Annotated in this window: 17 protein-coding genes and 5 pseudogenes; 7 read left to right on the plus strand and 15 right to left on the minus strand. The window is 51.4% G+C overall.

The genetic code is table 11. From position 1 onward, the window contains the following. Both phnE (AC1UKS_RS08425) and phnE (AC1UKS_RS08430) read left to right on the plus strand, forming a co-directional pair. Positions 1 to 870, plus strand: coding sequence for a phosphonate ABC transporter, permease protein PhnE (phnE, locus tag AC1UKS_RS08425; RefSeq protein ID WP_134824444.1), 870 nt, complete (start codon positions 1 to 3; stop codon positions 868 to 870). Continuing rightward, positions 867 to 1,748 carry a phosphonate ABC transporter, permease protein PhnE gene (gene phnE, locus AC1UKS_RS08430; protein ID WP_482436424.1) on the plus strand — a complete coding sequence of 294 codons (882 nt, stop codon included), beginning with the start codon at positions 867 to 869 and terminating at the stop codon, positions 1,746 to 1,748. The genes phnE (AC1UKS_RS08425) and phnE (AC1UKS_RS08430) overlap by 4 nt, the downstream gene beginning before the upstream one ends. A gap of 21 nt (positions 1,749 to 1,769) precedes the next feature. Here phnE (AC1UKS_RS08430) and AC1UKS_RS08435 read toward each other — a convergent pair whose 3' ends face one another. Then, a complete protein-coding gene (locus tag AC1UKS_RS08435) occupies positions 1,770 to 2,387 on the minus strand; it encodes a dTMP kinase (protein ID WP_482436904.1) in 618 nt (205 codons plus the stop codon). Positions 2,388 to 2,835: 448 nt separating this feature from the next. Between AC1UKS_RS08435 and AC1UKS_RS08440 the strand changes: the two are divergent. Further along, positions 2,836 to 3,015 (plus strand): annotated as a pseudogene (locus tag AC1UKS_RS08440) (LysE family translocator); the annotation flags it as partial. Positions 3,016 to 3,183: 168 nt separating this feature from the next. Here AC1UKS_RS08440 and AC1UKS_RS08445 read toward each other — a convergent pair. Next, positions 3,184 to 3,579, minus strand: coding sequence for a hypothetical protein (locus tag AC1UKS_RS08445; RefSeq protein ID WP_482436425.1), 396 nt, complete (start codon positions 3,577 to 3,579; stop codon positions 3,184 to 3,186). A 534-nt stretch (positions 3,580 to 4,113) separates the two neighbouring features. Between AC1UKS_RS08445 and AC1UKS_RS08450 the strand changes: the two genes are divergently transcribed. Continuing rightward, positions 4,114 to 4,311: a hypothetical protein gene (locus tag AC1UKS_RS08450; RefSeq protein ID WP_482436426.1), complete on the plus strand. Its 198-nt coding sequence runs from the start codon at positions 4,114 to 4,116 to the stop codon at positions 4,309 to 4,311. 139 nt (positions 4,312 to 4,450) lie between these two features. On the opposite strand, the gene AC1UKS_RS08455 is transcribed toward AC1UKS_RS08450, so the two are convergent. From AC1UKS_RS08455 to AC1UKS_RS08500, 10 genes and pseudogenes are all read right to left on the minus strand, one after another. Beyond that, entirely contained in the window at positions 4,451 to 6,055 is a 1,605-nt protein-coding gene (locus tag AC1UKS_RS08455; protein WP_482436427.1) for a putative bifunctional diguanylate cyclase/phosphodiesterase, read from the minus strand. Positions 6,056 to 6,224: 169 nt separating this feature from the next. Then, positions 6,225 to 6,665, minus strand: a complete 441-nt coding sequence (locus AC1UKS_RS08460) for a helix-turn-helix domain-containing protein (RefSeq protein WP_482436428.1) — start codon at positions 6,663 to 6,665, stop codon at positions 6,225 to 6,227. Then, positions 6,662 to 6,817: pseudogene (locus tag AC1UKS_RS08465) on the minus strand (type II toxin-antitoxin system HigB family toxin); the annotation flags it as partial. The gene AC1UKS_RS08460 and the pseudogene AC1UKS_RS08465, both read right to left, overlap by 4 nt. Before the next feature lie 3 nt (positions 6,818 to 6,820). Then, positions 6,821 to 7,120 (minus strand): annotated as a pseudogene (locus AC1UKS_RS08470) (DUF1203 domain-containing protein); the annotation flags it as partial. Positions 7,121 to 7,133: 13 nt separating this feature from the next. Continuing rightward, complete coding sequence (locus AC1UKS_RS08475; RefSeq protein ID WP_482436430.1) at positions 7,134 to 7,343, minus strand: DUF6434 domain-containing protein; 210 nt, start codon at positions 7,341 to 7,343, stop codon at positions 7,134 to 7,136. A gap of 1 nt (position 7,344) precedes the next feature. Continuing rightward, the gene (locus tag AC1UKS_RS08480) at positions 7,345 to 8,577 is read right to left on the minus strand and encodes an MFS transporter (protein WP_482436431.1); all 1,233 of its coding nucleotides are present in this window, start codon (positions 8,575 to 8,577) and stop codon (positions 7,345 to 7,347) included. Positions 8,578 to 8,922: 345 nt separating this feature from the next. Continuing rightward, on the minus strand, positions 8,923 to 9,945 hold the full coding sequence (locus tag AC1UKS_RS08485; protein WP_482436433.1) for an NADP-dependent oxidoreductase: 1,023 nt from the start codon (positions 9,943 to 9,945) through the stop codon (positions 8,923 to 8,925). After that, positions 9,946 to 10,764 carry an oxidoreductase gene (locus AC1UKS_RS08490; protein ID WP_482436434.1) on the minus strand — a complete coding sequence of 273 codons (819 nt, stop codon included), beginning with the start codon at positions 10,762 to 10,764 and terminating at the stop codon, positions 9,946 to 9,948. 132 nt (positions 10,765 to 10,896) lie between these two features. Next, positions 10,897 to 11,679 (minus strand): SDR family NAD(P)-dependent oxidoreductase, encoded by a 783-nt coding sequence (locus AC1UKS_RS08495; RefSeq protein WP_482436436.1) that lies wholly within the window; start codon positions 11,677 to 11,679, stop codon positions 10,897 to 10,899. A gap of 74 nt (positions 11,680 to 11,753) precedes the next feature. Further along, positions 11,754 to 12,845 carry an alkene reductase gene (locus AC1UKS_RS08500; RefSeq protein ID WP_482436437.1) on the minus strand — a complete coding sequence of 364 codons (1,092 nt, stop codon included), beginning with the start codon at positions 12,843 to 12,845 and terminating at the stop codon, positions 11,754 to 11,756. A gap of 133 nt (positions 12,846 to 12,978) precedes the next feature. Between AC1UKS_RS08500 and AC1UKS_RS08505 the strand changes: the two genes are divergently transcribed. Together AC1UKS_RS08505 and AC1UKS_RS08510 are read left to right on the plus strand one after the other, a co-directional pair. Then, positions 12,979 to 13,527, plus strand: a complete 549-nt coding sequence (locus tag AC1UKS_RS08505) for a TetR/AcrR family transcriptional regulator (protein ID WP_482436439.1) — start codon at positions 12,979 to 12,981, stop codon at positions 13,525 to 13,527. A gap of 105 nt (positions 13,528 to 13,632) precedes the next feature. Further along, positions 13,633 to 14,211 (plus strand): YceI family protein, encoded by a 579-nt coding sequence (locus AC1UKS_RS08510; protein ID WP_482436440.1) that lies wholly within the window; start codon positions 13,633 to 13,635, stop codon positions 14,209 to 14,211. A 17-nt stretch (positions 14,212 to 14,228) separates the two neighbouring features. Here the strand turns inward: AC1UKS_RS08510 and AC1UKS_RS08515 are convergent. The 3 genes and pseudogenes from AC1UKS_RS08515 to AC1UKS_RS08525 form a co-directional block, all read right to left on the minus strand. Then, positions 14,229 to 14,330 (minus strand): annotated as a pseudogene (locus AC1UKS_RS08515) (alpha/beta fold hydrolase); the annotation flags it as partial. Between the two features lie 51 nt (positions 14,331 to 14,381). Then, positions 14,382 to 14,585, minus strand: a pseudogene (locus AC1UKS_RS08520) (SMP-30/gluconolactonase/LRE family protein); the annotation flags it as partial. A gap of 229 nt (positions 14,586 to 14,814) precedes the next feature. Further along, positions 14,815 to 16,017: an MFS transporter gene (locus AC1UKS_RS08525; RefSeq protein ID WP_482436442.1), complete on the minus strand. Its 1,203-nt coding sequence runs from the start codon at positions 16,015 to 16,017 to the stop codon at positions 14,815 to 14,817. 62 nt (positions 16,018 to 16,079) lie between these two features. Between AC1UKS_RS08525 and AC1UKS_RS08530 the strand changes: the two genes are divergently transcribed. Then, on the plus strand, positions 16,080 to 17,084 hold the full coding sequence (locus AC1UKS_RS08530; RefSeq protein ID WP_482436444.1) for an AraC family transcriptional regulator: 1,005 nt from the start codon (positions 16,080 to 16,082) through the stop codon (positions 17,082 to 17,084). Positions 17,085 to 17,862 lie beyond the last annotated feature (778 nt).

Below are 17,862 nucleotides of genomic sequence, written 5' to 3' on the forward strand. Positions count from 1 at the left end.
ATGCAAAACACTGAGTTCGAGCGCTATTATCAGCAGATCCGTGGCAGGCAAAAACGCGATACGGTGCTCTGGTCACTGGTTCTGTTGGCACTTTATCTGGCTTCCGGCACCCTTTCTGAGTTCAGCCTGACCACCGTCTGGTCATCCCTTCCGCATTTCTTCGATTACCTGGCCGAAACCGTCCCCGTTCTGCACTGGAAACTGCTGTTTGCCGATGGGCACACGGAAGGATCGCTGGCGTACTGGGGTTACCGTCTGCATATTCAGCTGCCGTTAATCTGGGAGACGCTGAATCTGGCGTTAGCGGCCACCATCCTGTCGGTGATCGTCGCGGTGATCCTCGCCTTTCTGGCGGCGGATAATACCCAGTCGCCGGTTGCGGTGCGCTATGCCATCCGCACGGCGGTGGCCTTTTTACGCACCATGCCGGAGCTGGCGTGGGCGGTGATGTTTGTGATGGCCTTTGGCATTGGGGTGATCCCCGGCTTTATGGCGCTGGCATTGCACACCATCGGCAGTCTGACCAAGCTGTTTTATGAAGCGATTGAAAGTGCGTCCGACAAGCCGGGGCGCGGGCTGGCGTCCTGTGGTGCCGGGCCGTTGCAGAGAATGCGCTTTGCCCTGTGGCCGCAGGTAAAACCGGTGTTTCTGTCGTACAGCTTTATGCGTCTTGAGGTGAATTTCCGTCAGTCGACCATTCTGGGGCTGGTGGGTGCCGGCGGGATAGGTCAGGAGCTGATGACCAATATCAAACTGGATCGTTACGATCAGGTGAGCATGACCATGCTGTTGATTATCGTGGTGGTGTCGTTACTGGATACGCTCTCCGGTCGGTTACGCCGCTGGGTGGTTGAGGGGAAAGCAGCATGATTGCATTAGCCGGTTCAGAGACATTGCACAGCCTGAAAGCGCAGCACAGCGAGCTGTTTTCTGTTCAGCGGCGGTATTTGCGCCGGACAGGGATGGTGGCGGCCTGCATTCTGGCTTACTACATTTTCTTTTTTAACATGTTTGGCATTAGCTGGGCGCAGATCGCCACCGGTTCGCTGCAAATCAGCCGTTATTTCCTGCGGATGTTTGTCTGGCATGACGTGGCCAACTGGCCGTTCGCCTATTACTTCAACCAGATCTTTATCACCCTGGCGATCGTATTTGCCGGCACCCTCACCGCCACGCTGGTGGCGTTACCGGTGTCGTTCCTTGCGGCGCGCAATGTGATGTCATCGAAGCCGCTGCGGCCGGTGGCGCTGGTGGTCCGGCGTTTACTGGATATTATGCGCGGCATTGATATGGCGATTTGGGGGCTGATTTTTGTCCGCGCCGTCGGGATGGGCCCGTTGGCCGGGGTGCTGGCGATTGTGATGCAGGATGTCGGGTTGTTGGGCAAGCTGTATGCGGAAGGGCACGAAGCGGTCGAGCGCTCGCCGGGCAGGGGATTGAATGCGGTGGGCGCGAACGCGTTGCAGAAGCACCGCTACGCGATTTTCACCCAGTCTTTCCCGGCGTTTCTGGCATTGAGTCTGTATCAGATTGAGTCGAACACCCGTTCAGCGGCGGTATTGGGGTTTGTCGGGGCAGGCGGCGTGGGTCTGGTGTATGCCGAGAATATGCGTTTATGGAACTGGGATGTGGTGATGTTTATCACCCTGATTCTGGTGGTGATCGTGATGGCGATGGATTATGTGTCCGCCCAATTGCGTAAGCGCTATATCACCGGCAAAGCGATTCCGTTGTTTGGTCAGGAATAGGGTCGGGGTTTAAGTGGATGCCTACGGGCATCCAGACACTTTGTAGATTTCAGAAATAACGTGCATCGTTGCGACGTCGAGCGGTCCGTCATTACGGCATAAAACCCAGCCGTTATCTGCAACTTCTCGCTCGAACGCATCGGTACACGCGACATGATCGTCCAGCTTGTGAATCACCGTACTGCTCAGTCCACGCGTTCTGGCTGCGGCCCTGGCCCATGAAATCTCCGGCGCTGTAACCACCCCGACATGCAGATCTGGCGTTCGCACATTTCTCTCGAGGTTTAGCTGCAAAATCTCTGCAAAGGGAACCATCCGGCGAAACGCGGCATCCGACGGGTACCAACGATCCATCAGGATGATGCTGTCCGGTGGCTGTTTAGACAGCACATGCTGGGAAATCCATGCCCGGCTATCAGCAAAGCGCGCACAAACCTCCAGTTCCAAATCCAGGGAGGGATCTCTGGCGAGTCTGTTCACAAGGGCCATGGTTTCTTTCCTGAAAGGATCGCTTTTTTTCTCGCACAGTCGGATCACCTTCTTGTTATCAGCCCTGAGTCCTTTGGCAATGGCCTCCAACAGTGTGGTTTTACCGACCCCCTTGGGACCGTCCAGAGAGACAAACAGCGGACGATTCATCATTGAAATGACGCTGGGTAGTGGGTTTGTGTAAAGCTCACATCTGGCAAAAGCATCTTGTTTCCATGTCGTTAATAGGTGAAAAGCCTCTGGTCTCGTCTGAGATGATTTTTGGACTGCCGACTATTGCGTAAAAAAGTGCCATCTGAAATCGTTTTCAAATACCCAAATGCATTTTTAGCTACGTCCACTTCTGGCACAAAGCGCACCAACCCCATCATAACCTGACAACAGCAGCCTTGCGCGCCGGTGTGGGCAGGGTGTTCAGCGTGGCGATCATGCTGACAGACGGGTGCATTGTATCGGTGTTCAGTTTGAAACACTTAAGGAATTACCTGGTCGGCAGGGTTGTTCTCTGTCAGGTGAAGAAATCAGCGACAAGACATAGTAAATATTTGCGCGAATAGCTATAACAGACGCAAAGGACAGCCTTACCGCTGAGGAAAGAGTGGCGCTATCCCATGAATTAATTCTGATTTATTCCACTTACTTTATCGCCACTGCCAGCCCCGGACCGAGCAACATGGCTATTATGGCTACGGCAATGAATAAGGGTCGTGGAGCGGCGTTGGCTCTGGCTGGCGGCGTGATAGGTGGGTCGATGATGTGGGCACTATTGGCGGCCTGCTGCTTTGCTATTGCTGGTCTGAAGCTGGTTTTCAGTCGTAGCTAAAGGTAGCCCCATATTTATTCATCACTCGAAGGGGCGGTTGCCACGTCGGCGGTTGGCACGGTGCAGTCATGCGACCAGGGCAGGAATCCCCCCCCGTGGCTTTATCCGGGTCCGTTTTGATTATTAAGACCGTGCATCGCTAAAGCAGGACCGTATCCTGTGGATGACGGTGTCGGGATCACCCGTAACCGGCCCGGACAGGGTGACAAACACCCAGTGACCCGCCCTCAGCCCGCTGCATATTGCCCTGAATTTTTCATCGTCTTCAGGGAGTGTCTGCGGGAATATCATCAGCGGCCGCTTTTCATCCTCTTCAAAATACCGCAGGATCCCAGCTAATTTTTGCTCTGAAGTTATGCCATTCGGGGCACTGACCAGGACGATCGCCGGTCCCTTTTTGATACAGAGATCGGCCACAGACCGGTCATCCCTCAGGGCGGGCGAAGACAATTCACCAGCGGGTGTTAATATGAAAATAGGGTTGTCCAGCGGACCCACCGTTGCGTTTTGGCTGATCATGTCTGTTAACCTGTCTTCCCCTTTATTACCAGAGCACGGTTTGCCTGGCATGTTGCGCTGTTTGATTTATTCCTGTCGTTAACTGTGAGCATGAATTGTTTCAATTTTATTACACGGCGATATAAAATAACTCCCTGCCGTATAAGTTAAGCTTAATAAATAAGACGGGATTTTTATATATAAAATGCATGTTCTGTTTTTTTATTTTACGTCACAGGGCAGCTTTAGCAGAACATTGGATAATAATCCATTGAATTCATTATCATGCGCTTTGTACCACAACATGCCCTTGCGCAGTGTATAGACTATTGTTTTGATTATTAAGGTATAAATGCATTAGGGCAGGGAAAGTGATAATTATCAGATAAATGAATTTAATCGTGCGATACCCTCTGTCCCTATTTGTTAACTCATCTTGAGTCGGAGCGCACATTGCCGGTAATCCGGTGTGGTCGCGTTAAGGGTTTCTGTTCAATCCTGCTATATCTTATTTTTTCATGTTAGAATCCCCGATTATTCTTATTGGGGTAAATAATGATTCTGGATGAAGAAAAGGCCCGGGTGATTGCCTGCGAAATAGGCTATGCCGTGCTGAAAATTATAAAAAAAGGTGACGCTATCACCCAGGATAATATCTCCTCTCTGCTGGAACATAAACGGGCTGAGGTTGACGACGTGCTGCTAAAACTGAATTTTCGTCGCAAAAGCGGTGTACTTACAATGAAAGTGTGACATCTAACCCACAACGCAGTACAACTGCCCATTACTCATGTGAGATGGGCATGCACATTTTTGCTATCCCGATGAGAGTTTTCGGATGACTGTACCGCACTAAAGTTAAGACTTAACGTGGCAACGAAAGCAGGCTGTATCATGAATGAGAAAGCGGGTCCTTTATGTTAGCGCCGAATTCCTTTAAAGCTTCACCGGTAAAAAGTCCGGGTATCTCGTCTGCTGGGACCGGCCTCCCAAAAAGCCAACCCTGCGCAAAGTCGCAACCGTGCGCAGACAACCAGCGTGCCGCCTCCATCTGTTCTATTCCTTCGGCCGTTATCTGCATCTCAAGACTTTTTCCCATGGCCAGGATCGCATCCACCATCTGATTTTTCCTGGACGTTTTGAGTGCGATAAAAGAACGGTCAATCTTAATCTTATCAATTGACAGCTGTGTCAGGTGATAGAGGCCGGAGTATCCGGTGCCGAAGTCATCAAGTGATACGGTGACGCCCATGGCCCTGAATTTATCCAGGTTTATTCTGGCGCTGGCCATGTTCGCGATAAGCGTATCTTCGGTAATTTCAATCTCGAGCCGCGACAGCGGCAGGCCTTCTTCCCCGAGCAGGCGCTGGATGGTTTGCGGCAGCGTCAGGTCTTCTGCCATGGAAGCAGGGATATTTAATGCAAGAGTCATGTCCGTATAGCGATCGCGAAAGTGCCGGCACGCCTGGCGAAGTAGGGATTCCGTCATAGCAGGCATACAGCCGGTGCGGTCCACTTCATTAATGAAATCGGCAGGCATAAGTATGCCTCGCGCCGGATGATGCCAGCGAGCCAGAATCTCAAATCCTGAAATCTTTCCGCTGTGAAGGCTGATGACTGGCTGGAACCAGGGGACAAACTCGTTGTTAAGCACTGCGCTGCGAATTTCACGCTCAAACTGTTCTCTGCTACGTACTGCCTCCCCGTAAGAAAGATCATAGAAGCAAAAGGTGCCCCGCTCCGTGCTTTTCGTATGGTACATCGCAGTGTCAGCACAACGCAGCAGCGCGTCTGCCGTTTTGGCATCGTCCGGGAAAAGCGCGATCCCAATGCTGACACCGGCTGAAAGAGGATGTGGCAGTGACGTCAGCGGCTGTGAGAGTGAAGTACAGATGCGTGACGCCAGCACGGCGAGCTCTTCACGGTCGATCACGCCCGATACGATCACCGCAAATTCATCGCCTCCGGTGCGAGCAACAGTAATCTCCTTGTTGCTGAATGCACGGAGCCTGCCCGCAATCTCGCAAAGAGCATCATCGCCCCCCGCGTGACCGTAGGTATCATTGATGGGTTTAAATCTATCAAGATCGATAATCATGACAGCCGCAGTGGGATTTTCCCCTGTCAGCACCAGTGTCAGCTTTTCAATAAAAATGCGGCGGTTATACAGTCCGGTCAGTTCATCATGACGTGCAAGACGAAATGCTTCCTGTCGCGCATCGAGAATTGCCAGGTAGCCCTGACTCAGCGAGATGATCAAGCGCCGGATGATTAGTCCAGGTATTGCCAGCGAGAGCGTGGCAAATGTTGTGGAGGTAATGATAAAACGCCAGCGTTCGGCGTCCTCGAAGCTACCATCATAGGGGATACCAAGCGCCGGAAGCACTCTCCCTTCAAGATGAAACTCCCAGAGAGCGGCAAGGGCCGCAACGCTTAAGAGAGAGAGAAGCAGCAGCAGGCCCAGCCTGAACTGCAGTATGTGAGTGCGTTTTGTCACAGGTGACGCCTTATACGAAAGAGTGGATATCTACGTTATCGGCGTAATGAAACAAAACCTGAACGCTTGCCAGTTACATTAACGCCAAAGGAGATACAGCATTCCCACTGAATTCAGCAGACAAAAAAGCCGCCCTGTGCGGCGGCTATCTCGTTTTTGAGGCAAAAAATCAATCAATGAACGTGGCGACCGGGATGCTGAAGCGACGGGAGAGGTTACGCATGTGATCGAGCGTCAGCTTGCGTTCGCCTTTCATGATCATGCTGACCAGGGATTTGCCCCCGATCTCCTCTTTGAAATCACCCTGATTCAGATTGTACTGATCCATGATGACCCCAAGCATGGCGACTGCTTTTGGCAGCCCGGCCAGTGATGCATTCCATTGGGCAAACTCGGGGGCGGAATTTTCGTAGGCCTCGATTTTATCAGCCAGTACGTGGATCAGTGGGTTTTCATCATTATGATCAATCAGGTATTCCACGAGCTCAAGGGCAGCCTCATATTCCGCTTTGGAAAGGGTCACAGCACTTGCCTTCAGAAAAGGAAATTCCTGAACCAGTACCGCAGTCGCGTTTAAGGCCGCCCGGTATTTTTCTGCTGTCTGCATCATTGTTTGTTACTCCTGTAATGATCCGTTAGCCGGTCATACTCTTTATGAGTCACTATGTGCTTAACAAACAATTCCTGTGACTCGAAACTGATACAGGCAATCAGGCGAAGGTTATTTCCGCGAATATCGATTACCCACCACTTATCCCAGTATTAGGCCCGTAAGGAGAGAACTCGGGTTTTCATTACTTCGGGTAATTCATTGATGTAAAAGCCTTGTTTGGTACATCCTTCCCATACAAATATTGCGTGAGAGCCGAAATAGGGCGTATTTGCAGGCTGATAGATGTGGTTAATAAGAAAGGCATTTTCGCCAGCGGGTATCTCGCACAATGATATTCTGTCGGGATAGCCAGGATAGCTATCTACGGTTTGTCTGATTGCACCGGCTCTTTTCAGATAGGTATCGCGCTGTCCAAAAAGAGGGGTAAACTGTTCGGCTAGGCATTTCCCCATGGCGGGGGCATGATTAGGACAGATGTCTGCGCTTCCACTCGTCTACCACGTCCCCCAATGTTTTGGGATCTTCATTACGTATCCACATCATGAGTTCCCGATCGAATCGAAAGTTTTCCCCACACGCTTTAACCATAAAGCGACGAACGTTCTGGGTATTTTTGTAATTTTTATCGACAAGTGTGGTTCGTGTCAGGAATGCGCTATGCCAATCTGTTTTCAACTTACTTATCCCCCATCAACGTCTTTTGCTCAGGTTGACGTGATTTAAACACGTGCCTGCTGAACATTAGCCAGATGCAAAGGGCGCAGAGCGCGATGGCCGCCAAAATAAGATAAGCGAAGCTCCATGAGGTGTGGCTGACAATGGTGCCAGCCAACGCCGGGCTGAGTGAGGCGCCCAGTCCCTGCAGTAACATTACGAGCCCAAGCGCGGCGTTGATATGCCCTGAGCCATTAAACAGTGTGGCAATCAGCCCGGGGACGGCCACGCCCAAAATACCGGCAGCGACACCGTCCAGCGCCTGCACGGGAAATAAAACGAATTCATTGCTCCAGAAGGACGCAATCGCTGCCCGAAATGGCAACACGAGCAGCGCAATGACGATAAGCCTGGCGTAGCCATACTGTGAGGCGTACCTCGCCGTAAGCAGTGCCACGGGGATCATCACCGCCTGAGAAATCGCCACCGTGAGAGCGGCATAAGTACCAGGCGTGAACAGAGAACCTGCGGGAGAGGAAGCGGCCTGCATGCTTAACATCGGCAGCTGTGCCGCATTGGCCAGGTGGAAGAGGAGCAGGGTTATCCCCGTTACCGCCAGTTCAGGCCGCTTCAGCAATGCCAGAACTGAGACAGAAACGGCAGGGCCCTCGTGCTTTTCAATCCCTCGCGCCACATCATGATCGATATCGTTTTTATTAATCGCTAATGTGCAGGCCACGGCGCAGACCGCCATGGTAGTCATCAGTAAAAATACCGACCCGGTGCCCCAGATCCAGCAGGTGAACGCCGCCAGCACCGCAACCGCCATATTGCCGCTGTGGTTGAAGGCTTCGTTTCGGCCCATCTGTGACAAAAACCCTTTCTGACCGGTGATGCCTAAGGTGATACCGGCAATGGTGGGCGCGACGATCGCTGCCGCGATACCGGTAATAATTTGCGATAAAATCACCACCGCGGACGTCGGGAAAAACCAAAGGGCAAGCGCGCTCAAGGTAATGAGCAGGGAGGCAGCGATAATTAACAGACGCTTATATCGGGTGGCATCGACGATCATCCCCGCCGGGAACGTGGCCAGCAATCCGGCCAGACCGCCAAGCGTCATCACCAGACCAATTTCTTCCGCCCGCCAGTGATGGGACACCAGAAAGATGCCTAAAAACGGCCCAAGTCCGTCGCGGACATCAGCGATAAAGAAGTTGAGCAGACAGAGAACCTGCAGTGAACGTAATCTCATCAACACCCGCCCCGGAAAGTTTTATCATTATGAAATTACCCGGGCGCGGTGGCCTGGGTTGATGTGTTTGTCTGACGACGACATACAGATTGGAGGGAAGGGCGTGCAAGGTCAAGGGAGCCACTTTAGTGGCTCCAGTCATTAACCCTGGTCAATCGGTATCCAGGGAGAGTGAGGAAGAGAATTCACGTAAGGCATTCGCTTGATCGTTAAGGGCTTTAGCTTTTGCTTCAAACGTTTCGACTGCTTCAGCTCAATCTAACTATCAAAATGGCCTTAATATATCGTCAACTGAGTGGCGTTTTTTCTATCGATATTCATTCAGACAGAGTCAAATTTCACTTGTTATGACTCTTGCATCTTAACGACTATTTTTCCCTTCGCGTGTCCCTGCCCCAAATAGGCAAGCGCTTCCTTTGCTTGTACAAAAGGGAATACCTTGTCGATCACCGGCCGGATTTGTTCCGCCTCAATGAGTTTGCCGATTTGGGCGAGCCGATCGCCATCAGGACGGACAAAAAGAAATGAATAAATGAGGCCTCGTTTTTTCGTAAGACGCATGATCTTGCGGCTCATCAGCCCGAAAACTAAACGCAGCAGGATGTTTAGTCCCCGCGACCGGGCGAACGCAGCATCTAGCGGACCGGTGAGAGAAACAATCTTTCCACCCGGCTTGAGAATTTGGGTGGATTTTTCAATTGAATCGCCTCTGATCGTGCCGAGAACCACATCGTAGCCGCTCAGCTCGTTTTCAAATTCCTGCTTTTTATAATCAATCACTTCGTCTGCGCCAAGATGACTCACCCACCCGACGTTGTCTGTACTGGTTGTCGTGGCCACCTGTGCGCCAAGGTGCTTCGCCAGTTGGATGGCAAAACTGCCAATTCCCCCGGCACCTGCCGGGATGAATACCTTCTGACCAGGCTGCAACCCGGCTCGCTCTGTCAGCGCCTGCCAGCATGTGAGGCTCACCATCGGGAGCGAAGCCGCCTGCACGAAATCCAGGTTCGCGGGTTTTATGGCTGCAGCGCTCTCTGGCACTACTGTAAACTCGGCAAGAGAACCCGTTCCCGTGTCGAAAGTGCTGGCGAAAATTTCGTCACCTGGCTTGAAACGCTTCACGCGACTCCCCACAGCGATGACAACCCCGGCTAAATCGCTGCCCAATGTGGCGGGGAGTTTAAAATGCAAAACCGGTTTGAATATTCCGGTTGGGATCATGTTATCAATCGGGTTCAGACCCACAGCGAAAACTTTTACCAGGATTTCATTATCATCGGGGGAAGGGCAATCGATGTTATCGAATCCCAGCTCAGGGGATTTACCATAGCGTTTAAACGTAAGTGCTTTCATCGTCTTATTCTTCATTTATTTTTTCGCATCAAGCTGAAGACTTTTGCGCACCACCTTATCCAGGAATGACGCAGGGGCGAATCTGAGAATAAAGTTCAGTTGACCTGCCAGCCTTCCCGCCGTGTAGCGCACCTTCGGGCGTAAAGTCTGAGCCGCTTTAACCACTGCGTCAGCCACCACCTCCGGACTTTCCGCCTTAGCCATTGCCTTGCTCACCACTTTTGTCAGCTTAGCCCGGATCTGGTCATACTCCTGAAGCTTTGCATCCGACTCGATATTATTGGCTTCAAACTGTGTTTTTATGTAGGCAGGTTCGATAACAGACACTCTGATGCCCTGTGTGCGCAGTTCATGATCCAGTGCTCCGGTATACCCTTCGACCGCATGCTTACTGGCAGTATAAAGTGCCACATACGGCAACGGAACGATGCCGAGTATCGAACCGATATTGATGATGCGCCCGCTGCCCTGACGGCGCATATGAGGGATCACTGCCCGGCTCAACCTGACGATGCCCAAAAAGTTGGTGTCGAAAATGAGTTTGGCCTGATCGACAGAACTCTCTTCCGCCGCCGCCGGAGCGACCCCAAACCCCGCATTGTTCACCAGAACATCGATCCGACCCTCAAGACGCAGCAACTCCTCAATGGCGGCCCCGACAGAAGCGTCGTCGGTCACATTCAGCGTCAGTAACGGAAACGGATGTTTTCCCGCCCGGGCGCCACGGCGGCTCGTACCATATACAGTAAATCCAGCGGCTAAAAGTTTACGGGCAGACGCTTCGCCGATACCCGAGGACGCGCCGGTAACCAGTGCTACACGTTTTTTTGTCATGCTGAATCAAGCCTTCATGATGTGTTTAAGGTTTCTCATCGCTGATGAGACGACAGGCTGTAAGGAATTTATGTCGGATTTACCGCTGTGCAGAACAGCCTGAAGACCGTTCTGCACAGTACACCTCATTAATTACAATGCTTTATATCGCTCTGCGGCTTCGTCTTGTTTGACGTCTGAAAGCAGAGCCTGACGCGAAGCATCGAGGGTGTCCCAGCGGGCAGCATTATGTAAAGGCGGAATGGTGACCCGTTCACGGCGGTCAAAACCTACCAGTGCGGCATCCACTAGTTCGCCCACTTCCATGAATTTTGCCGAGTTAGTGATGTCGATACCCGCACGGTCCCAGATTTCCGTGTAAGTACCGGCAGGGAGCACCGCCTGGATATAAATGCCTTTAGATGACAGCTCGACATTCATTCCCTGAGACAGGAAAAGCACAAAGGCTTTGGTGGCGCCGTAAACCGTCATGGCAAATTCCGGGGCGAGCCCGACGATGGAACTGATATTGACGATCGATCCCTCACCCGCTTGCACAAAGCGTGGTGTCACGGCACTGGCCAGTCTGGTCAGGGCGGTGACGTTAAGCGCGATAAGGGTTTCTATTGAATCAGCTGTCTGCTCTGTAAAACTGCCAGACTGTGCAATACCCGCGTTATTGATAAGAATGCCAATCTGCGCGTCTTCACGCAGGCGAGCTTCGACCACAGCTAAATCGCTCGTTTGCGTAAGGTCAGCAGGCAAAACATCGACAGAAATGCCATTTTCCTGTCGCAGACGATCGGCCAGTATTTCTAACTTCGTTTTGTCGCGCGCAACCAAAACCAGGTCGTGGCCCCGGCGGGCGAACCGTTCAGCGTAAACCGCACCAATACCCGTGGATGCGCCTGTAATGAGAACTGAAGCTTTAGTCATAAGTTGATCTTCTTTATTAAAGTGTAAACAGAATTCGCCATGTGCGATGTATGAAGAACCGTCACACCGGTGCTTTACTTACTGGTCTCAGTCAGCGACGGGTAATCGGTATATCCCGCTGCGCCACCGCCATAAAGTGTTTCAGGATTGAGTGAGGCCAGAGGTGCGCCCGTCTTCAGCCTTTCGACCAGATCGGGGTTGGAGATGAACGGGCGACCAAACGCGAACAGATCGGCTTTACCCTGCGCAAGCTGAGCGGACGCCAGTTCCAGGTCATAGCCATTGTTACCGATCCAGGTGTTTTTAAAACGCCGGCGGAGGGCGTCGTAATCGAACGGTGATACATCACGCGGTCCGCCCGTAGCACCTTCAACCACATGGAGATAAACGATGCCCAGTGCATTGAGTTGTTCAGCGACGTAGTCATATTGTGGCTGCGGATCACTGCATGAAATTGCATTAGCAGGTGACACCGGTGAAAGGCGTACGCCGGTGCGGTCAGCACCAATCTCATCTTTTACGGCCGCCGTGACTTCCAGCAGCAGGCGCGCACGATTCTCGACAGAGCCGCCGTATTCATCAGTACGTTGATTTGCGCCATCTTTGAGGAACTGTTCCAGCAGATAACCATTTGCGCCGTGGATCTCTACGCCGTCAAAGCCGGCGGCAATGGCATTGGCCGATGCCGTTCTGAAATCGTCAATAATCCCCGGTATTTCCTGCAACTCCAGCGCACGTGGCTCAGAAACATCAGCAAAGCCATTATTCACAAAGGTTTTCGTCCCAGCGCGAATGGCAGACGGCGCGACGGGTGCAGCGCCACCTGGCTGTAAATCGACATGCGAAATTCGTCCTACGTGCCATAGCTGTACAAATATGCGCCCGCCTTTGGCATGCACCGCGTCAGTCACTTTGCGCCAGCCATCGATCTGAGCTTGCGTGTAGATCCCCGGCGTATCCTGATAGCCCTGCGCCTGTGCGGAGATCTGCGTCGCTTCGGTAATTAGCAACCCTGCTGTGGCACGCTGGGCGTAGTAGGTCGCCGCCAGTTCGCCCGGTACCAGACCCGCTCCGGCCCGGTTACGTGTCAGCGGCGCCATCACGATGTGGTTGGCCAGTGTTAGTGAACCCAGTTCATAGGGTTGAAATAATGTCTGATTCGTCATGTTTGTTCGCCTGTCAATGGTGGGTCATGGTGTCAATGTAATGATGATGATCATAATCAATAAAGTCAACCCGTTTGATTACGGTCATCATCAATGTATACTTAAACTCTATTTTTAAGAGAGGCAGGAAAGCATGAAAGTGTCGAAAGAGCAGGTTCGGGAAAACCGGACACGCATTGTTGAAACGGCCTCAGAACTCTTTCGCGAACGCGGTTACGATGGCGTGGGCGTGGCGGAACTGATGTCAGCGGCAGGCTTAACCCATGGCGGGTTCTACAAGCACTTTGGTTCCAAGGCAGACCTGATGGCGGAAGCGATGAGCTGCGGTTTTACGCGTTCTGCAGACAGCACGGCAGGTGTGGACCGGGAAAAATTTATTGAATACTACCTCTCCCGACAACATCGCGATGATATGGGAAAAGGGTGCGTGATGTCAGCACTGGGCACCGATACCGCCCGGCAGTCCGAGTCAATCAAGGCGACATTTGCGGCTGGAATTGAACGCCAACTCGCCGTTTTAGGAGCTGAAAATGGCACGCGCGCTGACCTGATAGATACCATCGCCCATCTTGTGGGTGCCCTGGTGTTGTCTCGTGCCTGCCCGGATAATTCCGCTCTGGCTGATGAAATTCTGGATGTCTGCCGTGCGCGTCTTATCAATCATGAAGCCAGTAAGGAATGAATGTGCTGGGCTACGGGTACCTTTTCAGTATTGAAGTGAGAAATTGAATCGAATAAAAATGACGGTTGAAGTGTTTACATGATAATCACTCTAAGGATTATCAATATGACTCGTATCTTGCCTGCAATCGCCGTTGTTATTTTTTTCCATCCATTTTCGGTGTACGCCAACCCTACGAGCTACAGTGTCAACACTCAAAAAACGACCATTTCACTCTCCTGGCATGCATTTGGCGATGTGTCCAAAGCCTGCATGAGCAGGGTGACGGGAGAAATTACACTCGATGCAGGAAATGAAAGGGATGATCGTATCGACGTTACCATTCCGGTTGCTTCTCTTGAGGCTTCCAATGCCTTGTTAACTTATCAGTTGAAAAGCCGTCCCTTTTTTGATGCAAAAAGCTTTCCGAACATAGCTTTCACCAGTAGTCGTGTTATGGCATTGGGAAAAGGACATTTTCGGTTGTTTGGACGTCTGCAAATCAAGAACGTCACACGCCCGGTGATCCTTAATGCCTCACTGGATGCGAAAATTGGTGAGCTCTCCGGTACTAAGAACATTGTGCTGCATGCCTCAACAGCAATTTCGCGTGCAGCATTCAATATGGACAGCTTTGCCGCACTTGTTGATGACACCGTAACGATTAATATTGAAATTCAGGCTCGCCCGAATAAAGGCGCTTAAATGATACGGGGAGCGAAATATTCGTCATCGGCGGCCCATAAAATTTGCACAGGTAGCCGAAGTTGTGGGAGTCTTTCCGCAAAGTCAGCGGTGTAACAGCCATTATGGTGTGCGACCTGAAGCTTATTACCTGCTCTGTCAATGCGCTCAACATGGCAACCTATGCCAATAATCAACTCGCCTGACTCTTTCTCCACGACAAACCTCAGCGGCCCAAGCGTGGCATGTTGCTCATTTCGGCCCGTTGCGTGATCGAAAAAGTTGAGAGACGCACCAAGAGTATCCACCCACAAAAGCCTGGCTCTTGACCGGTTCCAGAGGGGGGATTTGCCCGTTATGGCCTTGCCTGGAAATACCACCGATATGCCATTCACTGTCGCGGTTCCACATCAGGTATAGCGATCGACTGCCATTTCTGCGCAACCAAACTTCCGGCAGTCAGGGTGTCAAATTCTTGAATTCGGGAGTCGTGAAGGCGTGTCTGTCTTTGGCATACAGCGGTCAATAAATAGAGCGAAAAGGGGGGAGGGAGTTTCACATTTTATCAGGCCAGCCGCCGGGTTCAGCTGGCCTTTGTTTGAAAGACTGTTACAGGTGAAGGGGTCAGGTCAGCGCGACCCTCACCTTTAATCCAATAACGAGCGTGGCAAAAAACATTATGCAACCCGCAGTAATGAAAACACCTGTAACGCCGCTGATGCCGAAGAGTAATCCTCCCAACGCAGCGCCCGCAGCAATTGAGGACTGAACGGCTGCGACTACCATGCCGCCAGCGGTTTCAGCCTGATCGGGAACGGAACGCGCTACCCAGTTTGACCACGCCACGGGCACACCACCAAATGCCATCCCCCACAACCCGACGAACAACATCAATCCTTTTTCATCCAGTGGCAGCAATATCATGCTTAATGCTGCGAAACCGACAAGCGCTGGCATGATTATCAGTGTAAGACGCAGGCTTCTCTCCATCAGCCACCCGGCCAGCAGCGTACCGATAAAATTTGCAATGCCAAATCCAAGCAGTACCAAAGACAAACGATCCACATCAAGTTGGGCAATATTTTCAAGAGCCGGGCGAATATAGGTAAACAGTGCATACTGACCCGTATGGGCAATTACACACCCCGTCATTCCCATCGCAATACCTGGGCGGCGGAGTAAATCCATGACAGATGCCGTTATCATCATTCTACGCGGTGCCATTCCGGGAAGGGTAAACAGCTGAAAGATCAGTGTCAGCACACCGACCGCGGTCGCAGCGATAAAAGCACTACGCCAGCCATAAAGCCCCCCTAAATAGCTGCCGAGCGGGATCGAAACGACGGTTCCGACAGCAATACCGCTAAAAATAATGGAGAGAGCACGCGGGACGCTTTTCGCAGGGACCAGCCGCATAGCGACGGCAGCAGCCATACTCCAGAAGCCTCCCAGCGCGATGCCCAGCAAAATGCGCATGACTAACAGAACAGCCAGACTGGATGAAAGAGCGACGAGCAAGTTGGAGGCAATCATCAGCACCGTAAAACCAAGCAAAACGTTTCGGCGGTCATAATTACGCGTCAGGCGGGGAACCATCAGGCCAGCAAACAGGGCCACTACCGCCGTTACCGTTACAGCCTGGCCAGCAAGCGCTTCGGTCACACCGAGATCGGCAGCCATGGGTGTCAACAGACTGGCAGGAAGATATTCTGCCGTCAGCAAGCCAAACACGCCCATAGTCAGTGAAATTACAGCCATCCATGCGGATTCTTTGGGTTCCGAATTGTTCAAACTCGCGGATAAAGCTTCAGTTGATTCATTTCTCATAACACTCTCTTCCTGGTGAAAAATTACAACGCCAAGTCTAGAGTTGAGGGGCAGGACGATCTATGATGCCCCATCCTGATTTTTTACCCGAAACGCCGATTATGCCTGTGAATAAACATTTTGCCCTGTCATCCGAGCTCATCAGTGAATTGCTGCAGGAGATGCGCCTGCGTGGCGTGCAGTATCGCCGTTTACAGACTGGCTCTGAGTTTGGCGTTGGTTTTAGCAACAGACCGGGACATGCCTATTTTCATTACATCGCAGTGGGTACTGCTCTGCTTCGCACACACGACGGTACGTTGCATGAACTGAAGGCCGGAAGCATGGTATTCATGCCGCAGGGTGGGGATCATCAGCTTGTATCGGATGTGAGCTGTTCAGTTCAACATATCGACACGTTAGGCTCTGCTCCTTTGGGTGAAGCCGTCAGCGGAATCAATACTTGCCCGAGTTCGCATCCAACACCCAGCACGGTTCTGTTTTATGGCTGTATGGCGTTCGATCTCGGTGGCATGCAGGGCCTTGGAAAACTGATGCCGCAAGCCATAGTGGTTGAGGCAAATGAACAGATTTATCCGGGGCTGGTTCCCATTCTTGGCGCGATGAAATTCGAAATCTGTTCCGGACGCGCTGGCTTTGCAGGCATTCTGGCCCGCCTGGCAGAAGTGGCGGCTGCCATGATTGTGCGTGGATGGATCGAAAATGGCAGCGAGAACGCCGCTGGATTGATCGCTGCGTTACGTGATCCACGGCTGGCCCATGCAATTCTGGCCATCCATCGCGATACGGGTCGGGAGTGGTCTGTTGCTGAGCTTGCTGCCCAGTCGCATGTGTCACGTTCTGTTTTTGCTGAACGCTTCAAATCAATCATCGGCATACCTCCACAGCGCTATGCAAGGGAGGTGCGAATGCGCATCGCAGGTCACTGGATTATTCACGAAAAGATCGCAATCGAGACCGTTGCTCTTCGCCTCGGCTATGCCTCACAGGCAGCGTTTAGCAGAGCTTTTAAGCGCATTAATGGATATCCGCCGGGCGCTATGCGTCAGCGACCCGCGAGGCGTTAATACACTTCGTCCCTGGGAGTGATTGTCGATTGCATTACTGTTCTCGAACAGATAATCAGTTTGTATGATTTTAATCAGCGGTAGTGGCGCAAATCAGTATTTCATTAGATGTTACAATCTATTAATTGATATGAAAAAAATCTGACGACCTGTTTATACCAGAAAACCAGGTAATTCAGTAAACGAAATACTGTTATTAAAAACAGTGTTGACGCTGATTATTAAATTCGTATATTAGGGGTCAACAGCGATGGCATCTAAATCTGGCTGTTATAGTAGAAAGCATTAGTCAGGTACGAAAAACAATTTGCGATAAAGGCTACGAAGTGTTTTGTATGGGATGCCGACTAGCAGTCAAGACGTTTATAAGTTGGCAGTGCTTTAAGGCTATGTAGTTGAGATATTCAATCGCAAATTGACGAGGAAAGCGCGACGAGATGTAAGGCCATGTTGTAGAGCTATAAAATTGTGATTTGGGTTAGTGTAGTTGAAATATGACAATTGCAGTAAGGCCACGCATCGAAGAGTATATGTCGCAAGGGGGAATGTACGTGTTTACAGTGCCATTTTTGTGGTTCTTATAAGATGGCGAAAGAGTTAATAGAGAAATAGAGGGAGGTTTTGAGTTCAGTACCCAATATTATCTGCATTAAACGTGTGCATTTTTAAGTAGTACCATCAGCAGTATCAATATTAAGTTCATTAATGTTAAATCTGAAGTCCATAGTACCTTAAAAGCCCTGACTGCAATGGTCAGGGCTTTTAATGTATTAGGTAC

The sequence above is a fragment of the Erwinia sp. AK-PDG3-5 genome (assembly GCF_056821705.1).